Below are 22983 nucleotides of genomic sequence, written 5' to 3'. Positions count from 1 at the left end.
TAGTCAATAGATTTGTGAGCTTCATTTAGGTTTGAGCGTAATGCTAATGAATTGACTTGAATTTCTGATCGCTCTCTATGCATTTTTAGAAGTGGTTCCTCAAGGTCCTACATGCGTTTTTGTAGACATACGTCAAACTACAAGCGTATTAATCTAACTCCCGTTTCACTTTATCTTCTCGAGTGTAAAAGATCACTCCATCACGATTATCTTCAATGTACTTCACCTTAGCATTCCAAGCGCTTATTATGAAATAGAGATCAACTAAGCAATAACCAACGTGAATACTTGCAATAAAAATAAATGAAGAATAAGGGAAGAACACGAATACTCCTAATAATCCGAGCGAAATGATAATTAACGGTGCAACGAGTATGATTATATATTCCCACTTCTTAAATACCTTATCAGGCACATAACTCGTTATGATACCAAATCGTTTCCTTATGAGAGGACGACGGTCACTAGCGAATAAATGATATAATATAAAATGAATGATTTCATGAATCACTACCATAAATGCTGCACCTATCATTCCAAACAAGATGTTCAAGAAGAAATTTTGCTCATGTATGTGGGTAAATAGATGCGCACCTTTATAACAGACTAGAATACTAATCATAATTACTATGAGTTGTAGTAACATAAAACGTTCTATTGACTTTTTCTCATTAAAGAAATTAAGTTTGACCACTGCATTTCCTCCCGCTCATATAAACAGCTAAAATACCAAACAGACAGTTAATATAGATGGTAGTTATGTTACAAGTATCTTATTAGAAATAGATATTCATATTTTATTGGTTAAGTTAGGACTTGAATGAAGTGGACGCTTTTAAGAGGCTGGAACATAATGTAATGTCTGAGGCTCTTCAACATCTTGGCAGTAGATGACTGATTTGAAAATGCGCTTGTATCAAGCTTTTTTCAATTCTAGTCATCCTTGCCGGGGCGGGACTACGAAATCTTTTTATTCAAATTAGATTTCTGTCCCGCTCCCTTCAATTTGAGTCACCTTAATCATCAACTATATAGATCTCTCATTTATTGTCGAATAAATTGAGCTACTGTCTCTACATGAGTTGTGTGAGGAAACATATCCACCGGCGTGATTTCATTCAAGTTATATTGGCTTGATAATCTCTCCGCGTCACGCTGTTGCGTAGCAGGGTTACATGAAATGTAAATGATCTTTTCAGGTGCTAATTCGAGAAGCGTTTCGATAAACTTCTCATCACAACCTTTACGAGGAGGATCTACCATCACTACGTCAGGCTTAATACCTTCTTTCTTCCATTTTAAAATAATTTCCTCAGCCTTACCACATACAAAAGTAGTATTTTCATATTGGTTTCGAGTCGCATTAATCTTTGCATCTTCAATCGCTTCTGGGACGACTTCTACTCCGTATACATGTTTCGCTTTAGGTGCCATGTAAAGACCAATCGTACCTATCCCACAGTACGTATCAAGCACTGTTTCGTTACCAGTTAAACCTGCATATTCGATCGCCTTGCGATACAGTTTCTCTGTTTGTACTGTATTAATTTGATAAAAGGATTGATCGCTAATCTTAAACTCAACGTTAGATAGTAAATCGTTAATTTGTTGCTTGCCGTAAAGTGTGATTGATTCTTTACCCATAATGACGTTTGAATGAGATTGGTTGATGTTAAGTTTAATGCTTGTAATTTGAGGAAAAGCGTTAGTCAATTTACTGATAAGCTCATCCTGTTGTTTGAACTTATAACCATTGATGACAAATATGATCATCATTTCATTTGTATAGTGACCCGTTCTAATTATGAGATGGCGCAACAGGCCTCTTTTGCGCTGCTCGTTATAAACACTAACATTTAATTGGTCCAACCATTTTTTTACCGCTACCATGACTTTATTCTGAATAGAATCTTGGATAAGGCATTCTTCCATATCAATAATATCGTGACTACGTTGTCTAAAGAATCCTAGCTTAATGTGATCCTGTTTATTTCTGCCTACAGGTAGTTGAGATTTATTCCGATAGTACCACGGATCCTCCATACCTATCACATCTTTTATCGGCGTTTCTTTAAAATTCCCTTTCCGATTGAATAAATTGATGACTTGTGACTTCTTCATGGAAAGTTGCGCCTCATAATTCATATGTTGGAGTTGACAGCCACCACATTTCGAATAATAAATACAAGGTGGTTCCACTCTCTGTTTACTGCTAGTTGTGACCTCAAGCAACTTACCAATCGCAAAGTTTTTCTTTACTTTAATAACTTTATATTGAATTTCTTCGTCAATAAGTGCATAAGGCACAAAGATAGGATAGCGATCAACTTTAACTACACCATGTCCCTCATGCGTTAAATCGATTACTTTACCTTCTCTTATATCGTTTTTCTTTATACTTAACATTTCATTCACTCCATATGAAAAGAGGTTAGGATTTGTTCTATTCACACCTAACCTCACTACATATCTCTTTGGTATTATTTAAGCCGTTGATGCTCGGGTTTATGTTCTAATTCCTCATTGTGAATATCATGGGGTGTAAACACTTCAATATGTCGCTCTAAATTTAAGAAATTGCCTGGTAACTTCCCTCCATACTCACCATCTACATTAAGTTGCATATTATCAAAAGAGGAGATACTTACTGCCTTAACTTTCTTATATATAACTTTAGGATGTTTCGTATGTTCACCTCTAGAAGCAAGTGTCATGATGTGCCCCAGTTCAGCGAGGTTTGCTTTTTCTACAATAATAAGCGTAAAATATCCATCATCGAGTTTAGCATCTGGTACGAGCTTTTCAAAGCCGGCCATAGAATTAGTTAAACCCAGTAAGAATAGTAGCGCTTCTCCTTGAAAGACGTCGTCATCATACTCAATACGAATATCCACTGCTTTCATTTGGGGCAGCATTTCAAAGCCTTTAATATAATAGGCAAATGGTCCAACGATTGACTTGAGTTTACTAGGTGTCTCATAAGAGACCTCAGTCAACTTGCCTCCTGCAGCTAAATTAATAAAGTAACGACTATTCATCTTGCCTATATCTACCTTAGTTGTATGGCCTTCCACAATCACATCCACTGCTCGCATAATTTGGCTAGGTAAATGCAATGCTCGACCGAAATCGTTAACTGTACCCATAGGGATAATACCAAGTTTCGGTCTCTGAGGCTGCTCTGCTATCCCATTAATAACTTCGTTTAATGTGCCGTCACCACCAGCTACGATAAGTAGATCGTAATTTCGGTCAAGTGCCCGCTTAGCTTCTAAAGTAGCATCTCCCGCTTTGCTGGTCGCAAACGCACTTGTTTCATAGCCAGCTTTCTCTAATTTAATCAACACATCAGGCAAAGCGCGTTTGAACATTTCCTTCCCTGATGTCGGATTGTATATAATTCTCGCTCTATTTCTCATTAGGCATACCTCTAATTTTTATACTCATCTTCTATATTAAAGGATTAATATACATCTTAAAAGTATTTAGGCTACATCGCGAGAAGAAAAAGCGTTAAGACTTAACATATTATAAGGGCAGGAATGAATTCATTGACAATCAATTGATTCATCATCCTACCCCGTATCATCGATTTATCCAAATATATTTTTAAGGTTAGCTTGAAATGCAGATTGATACAGAAACCTAATACTTATCTCGTATCTAACCTAGCTAGGTCAATGAACTTTAACGCAGCTTCATAAAGGCTTTGTTAAAAAAATTGTAAAACTACAGCGTTACTTGTATATCATTAGTCACAATATAGAAGAGGTTGAGAGATAAAGCTTTAATGCTCTCTGAAACCGAATAACGGTGTTCCAGATGTTGAAGGGAGCGGGACAGAAATCTAATTTGAATAAAAAAGATTTCGTAGTCCCGCCCCGGCAAGGATGACTAGAATTGAAAAAAGCTTGATACAAGCGCATTTTCAAATCAGTCATCTACTGCCAAAATGCTGAAAGAAGCTGAGACATTACATTATGTCCCAGCCTCATGTTCTCTCTAATAAAAGATCTTTATGTCCCAGTCTCCGGCTTCGCTTTTATAGGGCGGCCCCAACTTGCATAGCTTGTGGAAACTAGTTTAACAGTTTCTCTTTGTTGGGGCCCCACCCCAACTCGCTGTGCTTGTTGAAACTGGTTTACCAGTTTCTCTTTGTTGGGGCCCCCTGCTCAAATCCTCAACGCTTTCATCCCGACCTCTCTATTATCCCTATCATATTTAGTAAGTTATTTATTTAACTTAGCGATTATCTAATTCTTGTTTCAATAATTTATTTACTATTTGTGGATTAGCTTGACCTTTAGAAGCTTTCATGATTTGACCTACGAGGTAGCCCATCGCTTTACCTTTACCATTTTTATAGTCTTCAACAGATTGAGGATTATTATCTAAGGCTTCGTTAACATATTGCTTTAACGTCTCTTCATCTGAAATTTGAACTAAACCTTTCTCTTCCATAATCTGTTTAGCATCTCCACCATTTGCAGCTAGCTCAGGAAAGACTTTTTTAGCTATCTTACTACTCATCGTACCGTCTTCGATTAATTTAATCATTCCGGCTAAATTTTCTGGCGTCAGCTGAGTATCATTTAACTCGACTTGATGTTTATTTAAATACTCATTTACGCCCCCCATTAACCAGTTTGACGTCAACTTAATATCAGCGCCATGTGCCACTGCTCCTTCGAAGAAATCAGACATCTCCTTTGTCAGCGTAAGGACATGTGCATCATACTCTGGCAATTCATATTCCTCTACATATTTTTTCTTCCGCGCATCTGGTAATTCAGGTATAGTCTGACGCACGCGTTCTTTCCATTCTTCATCAACATATAAAGGCACGATATCTGGTTCAGGGAAGTAACGGTAATCATCAGAGCCTTCTTTAACACGCATCAAGATCGTTTTACCTGTCGCCTCATCAAAACGGCGTGTTTCTTGTAGAATTTCACCGCCGTTTAACAGTTCTTCTTCTTGACGTTTTTCTTCATATTCTAACCCTTTTCGAACGTAGTTAAATGAGTTAAGGTTTTTCAACTCAGTTTTAACTCCAAATTCTTCTTGACCATATGGACGCAATGAGATATTCGCATCACAACGTAATGAGCCCTCTTCCATTTTACAATCAGAAACGCCAGTATATTGAATAATGGAACGTAATTTTTCTAAATAGGCATAAGCTTCTTGAGGTGATCGAATATCAGGTTCAGATACAATTTCAATTAACGGTGTACCTTGACGATTCAAATCAACTAGTGAGTACCCTTCTTTGTGAGTTGATTTACCGGCATCTTCCTCCATGTGTAAACGAGTTATACCGATACGACGCGTCTCACCATCCACTTCAATATCAATATGCCCATTCTCACCTATCGGTTGGTCAAACTGAGAAATTTGATAAGCCTTAGGATTATCAGGATAAAAATAATTTTTACGATCGAATTTTGATTCGGTTGCTATATCCATATTTAAAGCCATAGAAGCTCTCATCGCCCAGTCGACAGCTCGTCTGTTAACTACAGGCAACACGCCTGGATAAGCTAAGTCAATGACATTCGTGTTAGAGTTAGGCTCTGCACCAAAGTGCGCTGGTGATGGAGAGAACATTTTAGAATCCGTTTTTAATTCGACGTGGACCTCTAGTCCGATAACTGTTTCAAAATGCATATTTCCACTCCTTAAAGATTTTCATATTCATCGTGTAAGTTAAATTGCGTTTCGTACTGATATGCGACACGATATAACGTTTTTTCATCAAACGGCTTTCCAATAAATTGTAAACCAATTGGGCGCCCATTAGACTTACCACAAGGTACAGAGATACCTGGTAAACCAGCTAAGTTAACTGGTGTAGTTAATAAGTCATTTGCATACATCGTTAGCGGATCATCTATTTCTTCTCCTAGATTAAATGCAGGACCAGGTGTCGTAGGTCCTACTACCACATCATAATCATTAAAGATATTCTCAAAATCTTTCTTAATTAATGTTCTAACTTTTTGCGCTTTCTTATAGAATGCATCATAGTATCCTGAACTCAAAGCGAAAGTACCTAAGTATATACGGCGTTTAACCTCTTTACCGAAACCTTCGCTTCTAGAAAGTTTATATAGCTCCTCTAAAGACTTAGCTTCAGGGGAATGATAACCATATCGAATTCCATCGAATCGTGCTAAGTTTGCTGAAGCCTCAGATGATGCGAGTAAGTAGTAAGATGGAATCCCAAATTTAGTATTAGGTAAGGACACTTCTTCGACAGTAGCCCCTAACTCTTTCAACGTTTCTATTGCTTGGCGTACAGTGTCTTTAGTTTCTTCGCTTACACCTTCACCTAAGTATTCTTTAGGTAAAGCGATCTTCATTCCCTTGATATCTTTACCAATGTCAGAAGTGAAATCTACATCGTCAACAGGGGCACTTGTTGAATCGTGTTCGTCTACGCCTGAAATAGCTTGTAACACTAGTGCATTATCTTTCACATTACGTGTTAAAGGTCCGATTTGATCTAGAGAAGAAGCAAATGCTACTAAACCAAAACGAGAAACACGTCCATATGTAGGTTTAAGGCCAACGATTCCACAGTATGCCGCAGGTTGTCGTATTGAACCACCCGTGTCAGAACCTAAACTAAACGGCACAAGTCCCGCTGCAACTGCTGCTGCAGAACCACCTGATGAACCACCAGGAACAGCACTATGGTCAAATGGATTTAAAGTCTTTTTAAAGTAAGACGTCTCTGTAGAACCACCCATAGCAAACTCATCCATATTTAGTTTACCAATTAATATAGCATTTTCATTTTTCAACTTATTCATAACTGTTGATTCATAAATAGGTACGAAGCCTTCTAACATCTTACTAGCACATGTTGTTTCAACACCTTCAGTAATGATGTTATCTTTAATCCCCATTGGAATACCAAATAGTAACCCTTCCATTTGATCTTGATCTTGGAGCTTGTCTAACTCTTCTGCATGCTTAAGTGCATTCTCTTTATCTAAAGCTAGAAATGATTGAATAGTGGGATCAGTTTCTTCAATAGCTTCATAGATATCCTTTACCACTTGTGACGGCTTAATTTCTTTATTCTGGATCATGTTAATTAAGGTTTCTACTGACTCATAACGAATCGTCATCTCAAGCATCCTCCCCGTTCATCACTGATGGTACCTTAAATTGTCCATCTTCTGTTTCTTTCGCATTTTTTAATGCTATTTCTTGAGGAAGTCCCTCTTTAGCAACATCGTCACGTAAGACGTTCTGTAAATCCAATACGTGATATGTAGGTTCGACATCCTCAGTATGAGCTTCATCTATTTGATTAGCAAAATTCAATATGCTTTCTAGAGATTCTTGCATCTCACTAGTTTCATCTTCACTAATTTCTAAACGTGCTAAATTAGCGATATGTTTAACTTCATCACGTGTCACTTTAGCCATTTAATAAAAGCCTCCTTAATTACTCATTCATTACAAAATTGTACCAAAATTAAGCTTGAAAATCTATGTAACACCATGCTTAAGGTAGGAGTAAACTAAAATTCTATTTTACATATAACTGCCCCACTCATTTAAGACGACCTCAGAGGGAGCGGGACAGAAATCTATTTGAATAAAAAGATTTCGTAGGCCCGCCCCGGCAAGGATGACTAGAATTGATAAAAGCTTGATACAAGCGCATTTTCAAATCAGTCATCTACTGCCAAGATGCTGAAAGAGACTGAGACATTACATTATGTCCCAGTCTCTTCTCTCTCGTCAAAGGCCTTTATGTCCCAGCCTCATGAAGTAACCATGCATCACTTTTCTAAAATCCACAAAAGCTTATCAATAGCTTTGACAAACTCTAGTAGTATGCACAGATCTGATAGTGCAATCAAAAGAGGCCTGCTTCCTATTAAAAGTTCACGATTTAAACATACGAGATAGAGATACTAGTCAACACTTGCTTAAACGTCTAGTGAGAAAGTGCTTGCCGATGATTTTAGTACCTTTATTGAGAATTAGCTGAAATAATAACAATATATTACGGCTGCGTCTTTTCTATTAAATTCAGTTATTCAAACAATAAATATTTCATTCGTCCTCGTTATTTACATTTCTAAAATAAGCATTTGAAGTCAATAAATAAATTAATCCATAAACGACAATAGTTATTCCCATGATAATACTATAATTGACAATATACTCATAGTAGTGCACGCCTACTAATATGGTAAGTAGTTGACTGATTAACTTCGTCGCAAATAATGAGTGCAAACACGTGATTAAAAGAGGCAGACTAAAGATCCAAATAATTTGACGATTGATGACTTGTTTAATTAAAGATTTATCTAGACCCGTAGTTTTCATAATTTGATAATTTCGCTGATCATCATACCCCTCAGAAACTTGCTTATAATACATCATTAAAAAGATACCCACTAGTAAAGTGATACTCACTATAATACCGACAAAAACTAAACCACCATAGATTTCACTTATATTACGGTTGAATTCTTCAATTGAATCTATTGTGAGGGAGTACTTATTTTCTAAGGTAGATTTATGTTGCTCAAAGACGTGTTTGTTTTTGACATTAAATAAGTACTCTACGTTATTGCTTCCTTTAACTTTATCTTTAACTTGTTTAAGTTGAGCTGTATTTTTAACTACAATAAATAAAGCGCGACCACTAGATTGTTCCGAAGTATCATCTACATTTAAATGTTTTACACGTTTTTTCTGTCCTAAAAGTTCAACTTCTGTTAAGCTATCAAAGTCTGGATTAGCACTATATAACCCTATTTGATTACTTTTTAAATTTAATTTCTTACCGTTATAGTGTTCTAATTGATTTTCAGTCACAATTTTAGTAAAAAAAGGAACTGTTTTTTGCTTTTCAGCAGTTAGTTTATTATTATCTAAGAACAAAACCGATCGAAAAGAAAGCAATTTTTGCTTGTAAGTGATTTGAGTATATTTATTACAATCTCTTTCAAAATTGCGTAATCGCTTTTGAATTTGAGATATAGAATGCTCCTGATTATCATACTGAATGTAATAGCCTTGCTGATGCTCTTGAGTTAGCATTTGTGGTAGACCTCTGTAGGTTGACAATGACAACAACGCGGTTACAACTAAAAAGGTGCATAACAAACTAATGCTAGCCAAACTAACGGCATTAGACTTCATACGAGAAAGCAAGTTGGATAAAGTAAAAAAATTGACTTTTTTATAATAAATAGTTGGAATTCTTCTCAAAACCCTTAATATTAATATGCTTAAAGACGTGAAGAGAACATAAGTTGCTACGATAACTAATAGTAATGCTAAAAAGAATAAACCATAGTCGGTATATAGATTAATATTAAGTGCGAGTCCATAGCATAAGACTAATAGCACTGTACCAATAATGCTTAAGATAATGAGAGTAGTGGTAGAGCGTGCTTTTTCTACTGCTTTCCCACTGTGGATGAGCTTCAGTGATGAACGTAGTGTCAGCTGTATACAATTAATTAAATATAAGATTGACATGGCAATGAATAGAATAATAAGTGTGATCACCATTGCACGTATGTTAAACGGATAATCAAACGTATTGAAATGCTGCATTTTCATTAGTTTGTTAAGTAACATGAATAGTAGAATACCAAAGAGATATCCTCCTATGATACTTATTAGAGATGCGATAAGGTATTCAATGATTGTTTCTATAAGTAGGATGAATCGTAAGTGCTTCTTCTCCATGCCTAAAATAATGTTTAACGCAAACTCTTTTCTACGACGTCTCATTACAAATCTATTTGCATAAAGTATAAACACAATAATGAGGACGGAAACAAAGAAGTCCCCTATTCCAGCATAAGCACGAATCACTTCGTTTCGCTCTTGTAAGAATTTATTAAAAAGCAAGGAATAGAGTATGTATTGGAGCGCAAACATACTTGACAGAGAGAGAACAAATGGAAAAATAATCCGCCGTAATGTTATAAAATTTCTTATAGCTAATTTACACATCAAAGATACCTTCAAGGTTATACCTCGCTCTCACTAATCATTGCTAAACTATCAGCAATTCGTTTTTGAAACTGACTCTGGTCTTCTTCGCCTCGATAAATTTCATGATATACTAAACCATCTTTAATAAAAATAACTCTTTTTGCATACGAAGCATCCGTCGTTGAATGTGTTACCATCAATACAGTTTGCCTCTGTTCATTAATTGTTCTAAATAAATTCATTATATTTCGAGAAGTCTTAGAATCCAAAGCACCTGTCGGTTCATCAGCCAATAGCAGACGGGGCTGACTAATGATCGCCCTTGCGATTGCTACGCGCTGTTTTTGCCCTCCAGATATCTCATACGGATACTTTTCAAGAATATTATCGATGCCTAATTCTTTAGTCACTGCGCTTAACCGTCGTGACATTACCTCCATTTTAGTATCAGACAATACGAGCGGTAATAGAATATTATCTTTAATGTTCATCGTATGTAACACGTTAAAGTCTTGGAAGACGAAACCGAGTTGTTCGCGCCTAAATTTCGCTATCTCCTTACCTTTTAATTTAATCGTATCATGATTATTTAGAATAATAGTACCTTCCGTTTGCTTATCAAATGTAGCTATTAAATTAAGAAGTGTAGACTTGCCAGAACCTGATTCGCCCATAATAGCAACAAATTCACCTTCAGCTATCATAAAGTTCATATCTCGTAAAGCTGTAACTTGATTCTTTCGCATACCGTAAACTTTTTTGACATTTTGGATATCAAGTAGCATATCAATCTCAGTCCTTTCTCCCACACTTAACAGTCTAAATCAGAAACTAACACTTAACCTTTATCTACCCTTACAATTTATTTCAATGAGGCTGGGGCATAAAGGTCTTTAACTAGAGAGAAAGAGACTGGGATATAATGTAGTGTCCCAGACCCTTTCAGCATCTTGGCAGTAGATGACTGATTTGAAAATGCGCTTGTTCAAGCTTTTTTCAATTCTAGTCATCCTTGCCGGGGCGGGACTACGAAATCTTTTTATTCAAATTAGATTTCTGTCCCGCTCCCTCTTTCAACATCTTGGCAGTAGATGACTGATTTGAAAATGTGCTTGTATCAAGTTTTTTCAATTCTAGTCATCCTTGCCGGGGCGGGACTCCGAAATCTTTTTATTCAAATTAGATTTCTGTCCCGCTTCTATAAGCACTCCGTGACGCTAAACCGGCAATTAGCTATGAAAAAAGAGGCAGTGACATTACGTGTTGCATATAGATACTAAGATCGTAGTACCTTAAAAGCATTTAAACAATAATTCTCAGCTAACTGATTACTGATTGACACCTGTCCTGTTTAAACGCTCAACGCTTTGTCCTGACCTCTTCAAAGAATTAATTACTATTTTTATAAATATGAACTTTAGGCTCATCGTCATCTTTACTCTTACTAATTAAAGCTTGGGGATTATTGCCATCTTTAATGTGAATCTCGTATTCATCTATATTATCAAAGTACTTTTTAGCTTGTTCAGTTACGTATTGTGTAATACCAATCGTCTCAGCTTTACCATAGTAATCAATTGGCACATCTACTGATAACTGTTTAGCAGTTGTCTTATCAAATTTGACAGTACCTACCGCCTGAGTGAAATTATTGAAATGAGCTTGCAAGTTATTATTAAATTGCTTGAAATTGTTGTTTAAACGTTCATCTTTATCGGCTGCAGTTTCTGAAGGTAGCAGCGCTGACGTTTGATCAATTTCTTTCCATTCATTAATACGCGTCTTCCCTTTCTCTGCCGTAGTTCCAGCCATAAATTCCCCAGGAGTAATCGCATTCTCTCCTGACTGTTTATATAGGGCAAAGTGAATAGGTATATTTTTTAAATCGTTGTTTTCGCGTAAACGAATGAGGATTTCACTTGCCATTTGCTTTCCTTGTTTTTCTACTTTTTTGCTATCGAGCTTTTTACTATACGTTTCACCATTTTTCTTTTTTTGGTAATAATAATTACTATTCATGGCTAATCCAATAGTCATCCCTTTAATTTCTTTGCCTTTTGTATCACCGTTATCATAAAAATCCTGTTCAAGAATATTGGATAAATACGCTGGGGATTTATCAGCGATTTTTTCAGGATCTTTTTCACCTTGATGTGAAGGATTCAAACCTAAATTTTGATCCGCTTTCTTAGATTTACGCTCATCTTTGCTCATCTTTTTAATTTCATCTTTGCTATATTTTGGATCTAAATACGCATTTACAGTATCTTTATCTAGGTACTGCCCATCTTGGTATAGATACTTATCTGTTGGGAAGACTTGCTTACTTAGATCTAGTAGACCACTTTCAAAGTCTTCGCCATTATAACTATTTGCCATATTGTCTTGAAGTAAACCACGCGCTTGACTTTCCTTGAACGGAAGTATCGTACGATAGTTATCTCCTTGTACATCTTTATTTGTTGCAGTTTGTTTAACAGAAGTTGATGGTTGTTTAGACTCGTGTTCATTTTTACTTTGCTCTTTACTAGAATCTTCTTGACCACATGCCGATAATAAGACAATAGTTGAGATGACTAATATGATTGTTCTCTTCATGCTCAATCCCCTTTAATCTTCAATTTCCGCTTGTTTACTTATGAGGTCTTCTTCAGACCAAACTGAGATGCCCAATTTTTCCGCTTTATCAAGCTTAGAGCCAGCGTCTTCTCCTGCTATCACTATGTCAGTCTTTTTAGTTACACTACTCGTTACGTTAGCACCCTGACGTTCTAACCACTCTGATGCCTCTTTTCGTGTCATATTTTGAAGTTTACCTGTCAGCACAATCGTTTTGTTCATAAAATCAGGGTGACCTTCAACTTCAGTTCGTTTGAAGCCTTTATATGACATATTTATATTTTTTTCTTTTAATTTATTTATCAGTGCAATGATATCATCGTTTGCTAAATAAGTAACTACAGATTGAGCAAGCTTATGCCCAAAGTCAGAAATCTCCATGAGCTCTTCTTCTGTTACATTAAATAATTGATCTAATGTACCATACTTTTCAGCTAGAACTTGACTAGCTTTAATTCCTAAGTGTCGAATACCTAAACCAAAGAGCAGATGTTCTACAGAATTTTGTTTAGAATGCTCAATTGCTGCAAGTAGATTGTTAACTTTCTTTGTGCCCATGCGTTCTAAAGGTAACAAGTCGTCTTCTGTTAAATAATAAATATCAGCAATATCCTTAATCACATGATTATCGTATAATTGGCGGATGATCTTTTCACCTAAACCATCGATATTCATGGCCTGACGAGATACAAAGTGAATGAGCCCTTCAACGAGCTGAGCCTGACATTGAGGATTGATACATCTGAGCGCTACCTCTCCCTCAATACGAACAAGCTCATGACCACAACTTGGACAATGCGTTGGCATACGATAAGGCTCTGCATTTTCCGGTCGTCGCTCAAGAATTCTTTTAACGACTTCCGGAATAATATCGCCAGCCTTCTTGATTATTACACTATCGCCAATTCGTATGTCCTTTTCACGAATTAAATCTTCATTGTGTAGGGAAGCGCGCGATACAGTAGTGCCTGCTACACGAACGGGTTCAAGTATTGCGGTCGGAGTCACCGCCCCTGTTCGCCCGATGTTGAGCTCAATATCTTTAAGTGTGGTAACTACTTCTTCTGCTGGAAATTTATAAGCGATAGCCCAGCGAGGAGATTTTTGCGTAAAGCCCATTTCTTGTTGTTGCTTCAAATTATTAACTTTAATGACTATACCATCTATGTCGTAGGGTAAATCCTCTCGCTTTTCGGTCCATTTCTCGATATATTTCAGCACCTCATCTATACTTCCTACCTGCTCTCGCTCTTGATTGGTCTTGTATCCTAAAGCGTCTAGCTCATCTAGTGCTTCACTTTGTGTATCTGCTTTAAAGTTAGTGAAATCATTCACGCTATACAAGAAGACGCTTAATTTACGTTTAGCAGCGAGCTTAGAGTCTAGTTGGCGTAACGAACCTGCAGCAGCGTTGCGTGGGTTTGCAAAAGGTCGTTCGTCATTTCTTTTCTTCTCTTCGTTCAAAGAGAGAAATGATTGACGCGGCATATAAGCTTCTCCACGCACTTCAAACGACAACGGAGAATTTATTTTTAACGGTATAGCATGAATGGTTTTTAGGTTTTCTGTTATATCTTCACCTGTTGTCCCATCGCCACGAGTCAACCCTTGTACAAACTGACCATCTTCGTATTTCAATGAAACAGCTAAACCATCTATTTTGAGTTCACACATATATTCTACATCACCGACCCGCTCACGAATACGTTGATCAAATTTACGCAATTCTACTTCATTAAAAGCGTTACCCAGACTTAGCATCGGTGTATCATGGTTTACCTTTTCAAAAGTGGACTGAGCTTGCCCCCCTACACGTACTGTCGGTGAATCTGAAGCACGGAGTTCAGGATGTTCTTCTTCAATATCGATTAACTCTCTTAGCAGCTTATCGTACTCACTATCCGGTACTGTAGGGTTGTCTTGAACATAATATTCATAACTGTATTGATTTAATAAGCGATGTAGTTCTGCAACTCTATCTTTTAAACGAGCCATGAGTTAATCCTCCTTCTTCTCAATCGGAGCGAATTGTGCTAACAACCGTTTAGGACCCTCGGATTTAAAGATAATATCTAATTCTACCGATCCATTCTTATCGTTAACATGACTTACCATACCTTCTCCCCACGTCTTATGCACTACTTTATCTCCCACATTCCAATCTGATGCAACCTGTTTTTTCTTAGGTGAAACGGTGCGTTTACTATACCCTCTTTTTGAAGTTTTGCGTGAATGATTTCCTAAAGAACTTCCAAATGTACGCTCTTTTTTAGCCATATCTAATAATCCTTCTGGAATCTCATTTAAAAAGCGAGACACCATATTAGATTGTGAATGACCGTATAGCATTCGTGAAGAGGCATGTGTGAGATACAGTTCTTCTTCTGCTCTCGTGAGTGCCACGTAACATATACGGCGCTCCTCTTCCATCTCGTGATCATCGTCGCTTTTGATAGCGCGGATATGAGGGAATATTGATTCTTCCATTCCCATTATAAAGACGATTGGAAACTCTAAACCTTTAGCAGAGTGCATTGTCATTAGTGTTACGCCATTTTCAATTTCCGCTTCATCAATATCAGCTACTAACGATAAGTCCGTTAAGAAATTGATCAGTGATTGCTCTTCTAAAGGTGTTTCTACTTCATAATTCTTAGGTACTGACATAAATTCGTCAATGTTTTCTAATCTACTACGAGATTCTATAGTTTGGGATTTCTCAAGCATAGCTCGATAGCCCGATTTAGTTAGAACTTCTTCCACTATCTCACTTATCTCGAGGAATTCTTGCTCTTTAATAAGGTTATTAATCAGATCATAGAACTTAATACATTCTTGAGTAACTTTCTTAGATAATCCGATAAAATCAACTTCTGCTAACGCGTCGAACATACTTAGATCGTTCTGTTGAGCATATTGTTGTATTTTGTCTACTGACGATGGACCAATTCCTCGCTTAGGAACATTAATGATCCGCTGCAAACTAATGTCATCGTTACTATTAGCGATGATTCGTAAGTAGCTAAGTAAATCTTTTATCTCTTTACGATCATAGAACTTTTGACCGCCAACCATCACATAAGGAATATTCGCTTTCATAAATGTTTCTTCTAAGACACGAGACTGTGCATTTGTACGATAAAGAACAGCCATATCTTTATATTCTTTACCATTTTGACGTTTTTGCATTATTTCTTTAACTACATATTCAGTTTCATCTCGTTCTGTCATCGCTTCATAATAATGGATTTTTTCTCCTTCAGCATTAGCAGTCCAGAGACCTTTAGGCTTACGTTCGGTATTGTTCTTGATAACTTCATTTGCAGCGTTAAGTATCGTTTTAGTTGAGCGGTAATTTTGTTCTAAGAAGATCGTCTTAGCTTCAGGGTAATCTTCCTCAAAAGATAAGATATTTTGTATATCAGCACCACGCCAGCCATAAATTGATTGGTCAGAATCACCAACTACGCAAAGATTTTTAAACTTTTGAGCAAGCATATTGACTAATGTATACTGCGCTTTATTTGTATCTTGATACTCATCTACATGTATGTATTGAAACTTATTTTGATAATAATCAAGGACTTCAGGTACACGTTCAAATAAATGAATAGTGGTCATAATTAAGTCATCAAAATCTAATGCGTCATTTCTAAATAGTTGTCGTTGGTAACCTTTATATACAGTCGCAACCATATTGGAGATATAGTCATTTGCCTCTCGTTCAGCATCGTCAGGTGTTTTCAACTCGTTCTTCAAATTGCTAATAGCTCCCATAAACATGCGAGGTTCAAACTTTTTACTATCAATATTTTCATTTTTCAAGACATCTTTAATCACTGATTTTTGATCAGTAGGATCTAAAATAGTAAAGTTTCTTTCTATCCCTATTCGATCGGCGTCACGACGTAAAACTTTAACGCACATTGAATGGAATGTAGACATCCATATCACCTGTGCTTCCTCACCTACTAGCTTTTCCACACGTTCTTTCATTTCTCGAGCAGCTTTGTTCGTGAACGTTATGGCTAATATATTGTAAGGTGATACGTCCTTTTCTTCTAATAAATATGCGATTCGATGCGTGAGCACGCGTGTCTTACCGGAACCTGCCCCTGCCATTATGAGAAGAGGGCCTTCAGTCGTTCTTACGGCCTGGCTTTGCTCATCGTTCATTTTATCAATTAACGCATTCATTACTTATGAGACTCCTTTACTTTGACAGTTTTTAGTGCTTTTTTAACATCATTATAGATAATATCTCCAACGATTATTGTATCTGCATGCTCTGCCATCTCACTAGCTTCCTCGAGATTTGTTATTCCACCACCGTAGAATAATTGACTCGTAGTGAGTAGGTCAGATACATACTTAACTAAATTTACATCATAATAGGCCCCACTATTTTCTAAATACATCACTGGTAACTTGTACATATTATTTACCATATGAGCATAAGCTTCTAAATCTTCAACAGTTAAATCAGTAGCAGCTGACGTCTTCTTTGCTACTTTACTATCCTTGTTGAGTACTACATAGCCTTCAAATACAACCTCATCATAATCAATAACATGGCCATACTGCTTCAAAGCTTGATGTAAGATACCGTTGTGATAAGTCACGTCTGTACTGTTCAGTACGGTTGGTACAAAGTAGAAATCAAAGCCTGGCATGACGCTCTCTACATTTGATATTTCAAGTACTAGAGGTAAGGGGTAACGCCGAACACGACTCATTAAATGAATGACATTATCTTCAGTGACATTATCGGTGCCACCAATCATAATTGCATCTGTTGCCGACATACATATTGCCTCTAGATCTTCATCACTAATCGCTTTAGCGGGGTCTAACTTAAATATATGCCGCCATTTTGTTATATCATACATCAGAATTTCTCCTTTTCACTTACAATGAATTATAGCATTTTTGCTTCTTTCTTTCTAAATAGTTATGGCTAAAGATAGCATAAATTAAGGACTGAAACTTTATTCATTCCAGCCCTTACATTATTATTCCACTGTATCGATATTCATTCTATCTAATATCATTGAGTAAGCGTCATTACCCCATTGGAGTGAGCGTTTAACTCGTGATATCGTCGCGGTAGATGCCCCAGATTCTTCTTCAATTGTTGCATAGGTATAACCTTGCTTAATCATTTTAGCCACTTGAAGTCGTTGCGATAGAGATTGTAATTCATTTACAGTACACAAGTCATCAAAAAATTGATAACATTCTTCTCTATTTTCTAATGTTAAAATCGCATCAAACAACTCATTAAGTACTTGGCCTCTTATCTTTTCAATTTGCATCTTAAACAACCCCTGTATTTCGATTTTAATCATTTTAACGGACTAACACGTTAAAGTGTAAACACTTTCAGGGTTTTTTTCAAATAATATTATTTATTCTAAGCCAGCACGTTTAAAGATGGTATCTACTTGATTCAAATGATGCTCGGGGTTGAAGCATTCATCGAGATCTTGTTTGGATAATAAATCTGTAATTTTACTATCTTGTTCGACTAGTTCTCTAAATGGTGTCTTAGTTGCCCATGAGTCCATCGCTTTAGGTTGAACTGTATCATAGGCTTCTTCACGTACCATTCCTTTATTGATAAGTGCTAGTAACACACGTTGAGAAAATACTAAACCATACGTCTTATTCATATTCTCTTTCATATTATCTTCATAGATCGTTAAGCGGTCTATAATATTAGTGAAGCGATTGAGCGCATAGTCTAGAGCAATCGTCACGTCTGGCAGCATGACACGTTCGGCTGAAGAGTGAGAAATATCTCTTTCATGCCAAAGTGGGACATTTTCGTAAGCCGTTGTAATATAACCTCTAATTACGCGTGAAATACCCGTAATATTCTCTGAACCAACTGGATTGCGTTTATGAGGCATAGCAGAAGATCCTTTCTGACCTTTAGCAAACGCTTCTTCTACTTCACGTGTTTCTGTTTTTTGTAAGTTTCGTACTTCCACTGCAAATTTCTCTAATGATGTACCTATTAGCGCTAATGTAGCAATGTAGTATGCGTGGCGATCACGTTGTAATGTTTGCGTAGAAACTGGCGCGCAATCTAAACCTAAATTGTCACACACATGGGCTTCAATCTCGGGAGGTATATTGGCGAAAGTACCAACAGCACCACTCATTTTACCTACTTCAATTTCTTCTCTCACACGCTTGAAGCGATCCAAATTTCGCTTCATTTCAGAATACCACAGTGCCATTTTTACTCCGAACGTCGTGGGCTCTGCATGAACACCATGTGTACGCCCCATCATCAGAGTATATTTATATTTCTTCGCTTTGCTTTCTAATACGTCGATAAAACGTTCTAGGTCTTTTTCAATGATGTCGTTAGCTTGCTTGATCACATAGCTTAGAGCCGTATCTACAACATCGGTAGAAGTTAGGCCGTAATGCACCCACTTACGTTCCTCACCTAATGTTTCTGAGACTTGACGTGTAAAGGCAACGACATCGTGTCGCGTCTGTTCCTCTATCTCTTTAGCTCTATCAACATCAACCTTCGCATTTTGACGTATCTTGTCAACATCTTCTTTGGGGATGTAACCTAATTCGCTCCAAGCTTCACATGCTAATATTTCTACTTCTAACCATGCTTCGTAACGATTTTGATCCGTCCAAATACGGGACATTTCTTCTCTAGAGTAACGTTCAATCATCGAATTAACTCCTATCTTAATATTTTAGATTAGCATTTAAATATGTATAATCTGTAGCAAAACAACAAAAAAGTTCGTTTTTTGCCTCTTCATTTACAGTCTACCAAAAATCCCATCAAATGTATAAGGCTTTCTAAAAAATAAATTTCCTGTAATCTTAATAAATAATGTCTTTGATTTAAGTATCTCACTCATCGAGGTTGAGACATAAAGTTTCTGTACTCATGACAACCGATTAACGGACTATTAAAAGCGGGATTGTCAACAGAAACGCTCCCATGTTCCGATTCGCTCAGCTCCTAAACGCTTTTGTTTCGATCCTCCTTAAGCTTAAACGAAGTTAAATATTAAGAAGCGGAAATTCCTACTGTTAAAATAGAAATTTCCGACCACCTTAATATATAACCTAACTCAATTAACATTTAATCTTCTATACGTTTGCCTATAAATTCAATATCTTGTCGTAACACATTAATACTGCCATCTTTTTGCTCTTGATAAACGGGTTTTTCAAAGCGTTTCACTGGCATATAACCCGCTTCTCGCATCCGTTCTAAACATTCTTTTATGGTCTCGCCTTGATTAACTTTAAATTTTTGTTGTTTCTTCATAAATACTTTCCACTTCACCCGTATCATATTGTTTAATCTTTCTACTACGCACACCTCGAGCCCAGAAACCACCGTGAATAGTGCGCGGTTCATAAGCTATTACAAATGCTTTGACATCAATTTGTTTAACTGTCTCGATTAATTTTGTTTCAAACTTTCTTGGAGTAAGTATTTGCATTACAATACGTGCACCATCTCTACCGTAAGCTGTATAATGTGTGACGCCATACCCTAGATCGCGTAGCTGTCTAGGCAAATCTAACTCATGTTCTGCTGAAGTTACATTGATGACAGTGTAACCTAAAGCTAACTTTTCTTCTATTTTCATACCCACTATAATACCTACTGAAAAACCTAAAGCGTATGCTATGATATTTTGTATTTGATCTAAACTAGACATTACCAAACCTAAGCCGACCACATATACAAGTACTTCTAGGAAACTAACTAACGCTGCCATATACCGGTAGCCTTTGAGTGTTAAGATGGTCCTCATCGTTAAACATGTAACGTAGGCTACATTAATGACAAATATGGCTAATATCATCAGCCATGGATTGGACATAATTAATGACATCTATGCATTTTCCTTTCTACCTCTGTAAATAATTTAGGTTATTTTACCAGGTGAAAGAAAAACTGTCACTAAGAATTACTAAAGTTAAGTGAATTAATTCTTGGGCCACGTATAACGTGTGTAAGCCAGTTCACGTTTATGAGCATTGGTTACATAATGTGTTTCAATAATTGATTTAGCCTCACTAGGAACTTGTTTCCCCTCTAAGTAATCATCAATATCCTTATAGGTTACCCCTAATGCTTCTTCATCAGGTAATTGAGGTTTATCATCCTCTAAGTCTGCTGTAGGTACTTTTTCATATAAATGTTGGGGAGCGTTAAGATAAATTAAAAGTTGCTTTCCTTGTCGCTTATCTAAGCCGAACAGAGGTGCAATATCAGCTGCACCATCACCATATTTTGTGAAAAAACCTGTTACATTTTCAGCCGAATGATCAGTTCCGACAACTATACCTGATTGGTTTGATGCTATTGAAAATTGAACTTTCATGCGCTCTCTTGCTTTTTCATTACCACGTTGAAAATCGGTTAAGTTTATACCTGCTTCTTTCAGGGAGCTCACACTTTGATCTACCGCTGGCTTAATATTGACCGTATAAATGTGATCGGGTTGAATAAATTGCAGTGCATCTTCAACTTCATCGGCATCTTGTTGTTTACCATAAGGTAATTTGACCGCTACAAATTCACATTCTCGGTTCTCATTTCTCAATTGTTCTACAGCGATTTGGCACAATTTGCCTGCTAAGGTTGAATCTTGACCTCCAGATATTCCAAGTACTAGTGTTTTGATAAAGCTATGAGATTGAACATAATTTTTAATAAATCGGATGATCTCTTCCGCTTCCTCTTGGGGGTTGATTTCAGGTTTAACTTTCATCTCATTTACGATAATGCTTTGTAGATCACTCATACTCTCCCTCCAATTCTTCCTCCATTTGCTTAACGTGTTCTGTGACTTCATAGATACGTTCATGTTTGTTATGCCAGCAATCCGCACTTAAATCAACAGGATACTCTTGAGGGTTAAGCAAGCGTTTATTCTCTTCCCACAACAATGATAAGTTTTCTTTAAGGTAGTCTTTAGAATCTTGCACATCTGGAATATCGTATACTAGTTTACCATCAATAAAAATATCTTCGTGAAGATCTTTCGCGATAAACGATTTAATAAACTTCATCTTATACGTGTGAACCGGATGGAATAATTTTAGTGGAGATTCTTTATAAGGATCTTCATATGATAATGTAATATAATCTCCTTCTGCTTTATTCGTCTTTTTATTTATTATTCGGTAAACATTCTTCTTACCTGGCGTAGTTACTTTTTCTGCATTATTAGATAACTTAATACGGTCGACGTAATTTCCTTGGTCATCTTCGACAGCTACTAGTTTGTAAACCGCGCCTAATGCTGGCTGATCATATCCTGTAATCAATTTAGTACCTACACCCCAAGCATCGACTCTTGCCCCTTGTGACTTCAGGCTCGTTATCGTACTTTCATCAAGGTCATTTGAGGCAACAATACTAGCATCAGTAAATCCAGCTTCGTCTAACATCTTGCGGGCCTCTTTAGATAAATAAGCAATATCGCCAGAATCTAAACGTATACCTATAAAATTAATTGAATCTCCCAACTCTTTAGCTACTTTGATCGCATTGGGTACGCCAGATTTTAAAGTATGAAAGGTATCTACTAGAAAGACACAATCTTTATGGCGTTCAGCGTATTTTCTAAAAGCAATATCCTCCTCACCATACGTTTGTACCATTGCATGGGCATGGGTACCAGAAACCGGTAAGTCGAATATCTTACCTGCTCTCACATTGCTCGTAGCATCAAACCCGCCTATAAAAGCTGCACGCGCACCCCATATAGCTGCATCAGCTTCTTGGGCACGTCTAGTGCCAAACTCCATCAACGTGTCTTCATTAGCTGCTCGTCTAATACGGCTCGCTTTTGTAGTAATCAGGGTTTGAAAGTTTACGATGTTTAATAACATCGTTTCTATTAACTGTGCTTGAATCAATGGAGCCTCTACTCTAATCAACGGCTCATTACCAAAACACAGCTCGCCCTCACGCATAGCACGTATATTTCCTGTAAAAGTCAGATCCTGTAAATAATTTAAAAAATCATCTTTATAACCAATCTTTTTCAAATACTTTAAATCTTCTTCAGAAAAATGAAAGTTTTGGATGAAATCTATAACTCTAGTCAATCCATTAAAAACTGCATAACCACTGTCAAATGGCATCTTTCTGAAATATAAATCAAAGACCGCATTACGTTCGTGGATACCGTCATTCCAATAAGTTTCAGCCATATTAATTTGATATAAATCATTATGTAAAGTCAGTGTATCATCTTTGAATTCAACCACTCTTATCGCTCCAATCGCCTTTTCCACCAGTTTAACAAATGTTACATCAAGATTCAGTTAACTTATATAAGCTACGCCTAGATAATCGATATTCAGCAA

General features: G+C 36.8%; 18 protein-coding genes. All 18 read right to left on the bottom strand.

Translation table 11 applies throughout. The features are described 5' to 3' along the window. Positions 1-148: 148 nt before the first annotated feature. The 18 genes from N9R04_RS05965 to N9R04_RS05880 all read right to left on the bottom strand — a co-directional run bounded on the left by N9R04_RS05965 (position 149) and on the right by N9R04_RS05880 (position 22884). Positions 149-694 (bottom strand): DUF3267 domain-containing protein, encoded by a 546-nt coding sequence (locus tag N9R04_RS05965; RefSeq protein WP_262855748.1) that lies wholly within the window; start codon positions 692-694, stop codon positions 149-151. 350 nt (positions 695-1044) lie between these two features. Then, positions 1045-2406, bottom strand: a complete 1362-nt coding sequence (rlmD, locus tag N9R04_RS05960; RefSeq protein ID WP_262855788.1) for a 23S rRNA (uracil(1939)-C(5))-methyltransferase RlmD — start codon at positions 2404-2406, stop codon at positions 1045-1047. Between the two features lie 74 nt (positions 2407-2480). Next, positions 2481-3419 carry a diacylglycerol kinase gene (locus N9R04_RS05955; RefSeq protein WP_262855747.1) on the bottom strand — a complete coding sequence of 313 codons (939 nt, stop codon included), beginning with the start codon at positions 3417-3419 and terminating at the stop codon, positions 2481-2483. Positions 3420-4242: 823 nt separating this feature from the next. Beyond that, positions 4243-5670, bottom strand: coding sequence for an Asp-tRNA(Asn)/Glu-tRNA(Gln) amidotransferase subunit GatB (gene gatB, locus N9R04_RS05950; protein ID WP_262855746.1), 1428 nt, complete (start codon positions 5668-5670; stop codon positions 4243-4245). 11 nt (positions 5671-5681) lie between these two features. Next, complete coding sequence (gatA, locus tag N9R04_RS05945; RefSeq protein ID WP_262855745.1) at positions 5682-7139, bottom strand: Asp-tRNA(Asn)/Glu-tRNA(Gln) amidotransferase subunit GatA; 1458 nt, start codon at positions 7137-7139, stop codon at positions 5682-5684. 1 nt (position 7140) lies between these two features. After that, a complete protein-coding gene (gene gatC, locus N9R04_RS05940) occupies positions 7141-7443 on the bottom strand; it encodes an Asp-tRNA(Asn)/Glu-tRNA(Gln) amidotransferase subunit GatC (RefSeq protein WP_262855744.1) in 303 nt (100 codons plus the stop codon). Positions 7444-8079: 636 nt separating this feature from the next. Beyond that, positions 8080-9897, bottom strand: coding sequence for an FtsX-like permease family protein (locus N9R04_RS05935; RefSeq protein ID WP_262855743.1), 1818 nt, complete (start codon positions 9895-9897; stop codon positions 8080-8082). 122 nt (positions 9898-10019) lie between these two features. Further along, positions 10020-10769 carry an ABC transporter ATP-binding protein gene (locus N9R04_RS05930; protein WP_262855742.1) on the bottom strand — a complete coding sequence of 250 codons (750 nt, stop codon included), beginning with the start codon at positions 10767-10769 and terminating at the stop codon, positions 10020-10022. A gap of 604 nt (positions 10770-11373) precedes the next feature. Then, a complete protein-coding gene (locus tag N9R04_RS05925; protein WP_262855741.1) occupies positions 11374-12582 on the bottom strand; it encodes a CamS family sex pheromone protein in 1209 nt (402 codons plus the stop codon). A 12-nt stretch (positions 12583-12594) separates the two neighbouring features. Continuing rightward, positions 12595-14598 (bottom strand): NAD-dependent DNA ligase LigA, encoded by a 2004-nt coding sequence (ligA, locus tag N9R04_RS05920; protein WP_262855740.1) that lies wholly within the window; start codon positions 14596-14598, stop codon positions 12595-12597. 3 nt (positions 14599-14601) lie between these two features. Further along, a complete protein-coding gene (pcrA, locus tag N9R04_RS05915) occupies positions 14602-16800 on the bottom strand; it encodes a DNA helicase PcrA (protein WP_262855739.1) in 2199 nt (732 codons plus the stop codon). Next, positions 16800-17492, bottom strand: a complete 693-nt coding sequence (gene pcrB / locus N9R04_RS05910) for a heptaprenylglyceryl phosphate synthase (RefSeq protein ID WP_262855738.1) — start codon at positions 17490-17492, stop codon at positions 16800-16802. The genes pcrA and pcrB overlap by 1 nt, the downstream gene beginning before the upstream one ends. Before the next feature lie 123 nt (positions 17493-17615). After that, positions 17616-17918 (bottom strand): YerC/YecD family TrpR-related protein, encoded by a 303-nt coding sequence (locus N9R04_RS05905; RefSeq protein WP_262855737.1) that lies wholly within the window; start codon positions 17916-17918, stop codon positions 17616-17618. Positions 17919-18011: 93 nt separating this feature from the next. Continuing rightward, on the bottom strand, positions 18012-19307 hold the full coding sequence (gene purB / locus N9R04_RS05900; protein WP_262855736.1) for an adenylosuccinate lyase: 1296 nt from the start codon (positions 19305-19307) through the stop codon (positions 18012-18014). 422 nt (positions 19308-19729) lie between these two features. After that, positions 19730-19918 (bottom strand): NETI motif-containing protein, encoded by a 189-nt coding sequence (locus N9R04_RS05895; protein ID WP_262855735.1) that lies wholly within the window; start codon positions 19916-19918, stop codon positions 19730-19732. Continuing rightward, positions 19896-20495 (bottom strand): DUF2179 domain-containing protein, encoded by a 600-nt coding sequence (locus tag N9R04_RS05890; protein ID WP_262855734.1) that lies wholly within the window; start codon positions 20493-20495, stop codon positions 19896-19898. Before N9R04_RS05890 ends, N9R04_RS05895 begins: the two co-directional genes overlap by 23 nt. A gap of 93 nt (positions 20496-20588) precedes the next feature. Further along, complete coding sequence (gene nadE / locus N9R04_RS05885) at positions 20589-21410, bottom strand: NAD(+) synthase (protein ID WP_262855733.1); 822 nt, start codon at positions 21408-21410, stop codon at positions 20589-20591. Continuing rightward, positions 21403-22884, bottom strand: coding sequence for a nicotinate phosphoribosyltransferase (locus N9R04_RS05880; protein WP_262855732.1), 1482 nt, complete (start codon positions 22882-22884; stop codon positions 21403-21405). Before N9R04_RS05880 ends, nadE begins: the two co-directional genes overlap by 8 nt. Between the last annotated feature and the right edge of the window lie 99 nt (positions 22885-22983).

It is taken from the genome of Staphylococcus marylandisciuri (assembly GCF_025519785.1).
GTDB lineage: Bacteria > Bacillota > Bacilli > Staphylococcales > Staphylococcaceae > Staphylococcus > Staphylococcus marylandisciuri.
The sequence above is the reverse complement of the archived record's forward strand: the minus strand, read 5'-3'. Positions and strand labels throughout refer to the sequence as shown.

Excerpts from the sequence above, each read along its gene's own strand:
- N9R04_RS05905 (WP_262855737.1), bottom strand. The coding sequence starts at position 17,918 with ATGCAAATTGAAAAGATAAGAGGCCAAGTACTTAATGAGTTGTTTGAT.
- gatC (WP_262855744.1), bottom strand. The coding sequence starts at position 7,443 with ATGGCTAAAGTGACACGTGATGAAGTTAAACATATCGCTAATTTAGCA.
- N9R04_RS05955 (WP_262855747.1), bottom strand. The coding sequence starts at position 3,419 with ATGAGAAATAGAGCGAGAATTATATACAATCCGACATCAGGGAAGGAA.
- ligA (WP_262855740.1), bottom strand. The coding sequence starts at position 14,598 with ATGGCTCGTTTAAAAGATAGAGTTGCAGAACTACATCGCTTATTAAAT.
- rlmD (WP_262855788.1), bottom strand. The coding sequence starts at position 2,406 with ATGTTAAGTATAAAGAAAAACGATATAAGAGAAGGTAAAGTAATCGAT.
- pcrA (WP_262855739.1), bottom strand. The coding sequence starts at position 16,800 with ATGAATGCGTTAATTGATAAAATGAACGATGAGCAAAGCCAGGCCGTA.
- N9R04_RS05890 (WP_262855734.1), bottom strand. The coding sequence starts at position 20,495 with ATGTCATTAATTATGTCCAATCCATGGCTGATGATATTAGCCATATTT.
- purB (WP_262855736.1), bottom strand. The coding sequence starts at position 19,307 with ATGATTGAACGTTACTCTAGAGAAGAAATGTCCCGTATTTGGACGGAT.
- pcrB (WP_262855738.1), bottom strand. The coding sequence starts at position 17,492 with ATGTATGATATAACAAAATGGCGGCATATATTTAAGTTAGACCCCGCT.
- nadE (WP_262855733.1), bottom strand. The coding sequence starts at position 21,410 with ATGAGTGATCTACAAAGCATTATCGTAAATGAGATGAAAGTTAAACCT.
- N9R04_RS05930 (WP_262855742.1), bottom strand. The coding sequence starts at position 10,769 with ATGCTACTTGATATCCAAAATGTCAAAAAAGTTTACGGTATGCGAAAG.
- N9R04_RS05925 (WP_262855741.1), bottom strand. The coding sequence starts at position 12,582 with ATGAAGAGAACAATCATATTAGTCATCTCAACTATTGTCTTATTATCG.
- gatB (WP_262855746.1), bottom strand. The coding sequence starts at position 5,670 with ATGCATTTTGAAACAGTTATCGGACTAGAGGTCCACGTCGAATTAAAA.
- N9R04_RS05895 (WP_262855735.1), bottom strand. The coding sequence starts at position 19,918 with ATGAAGAAACAACAAAAATTTAAAGTTAATCAAGGCGAGACCATAAAA.
- gatA (WP_262855745.1), bottom strand. The coding sequence starts at position 7,139 with ATGACGATTCGTTATGAGTCAGTAGAAACCTTAATTAACATGATCCAG.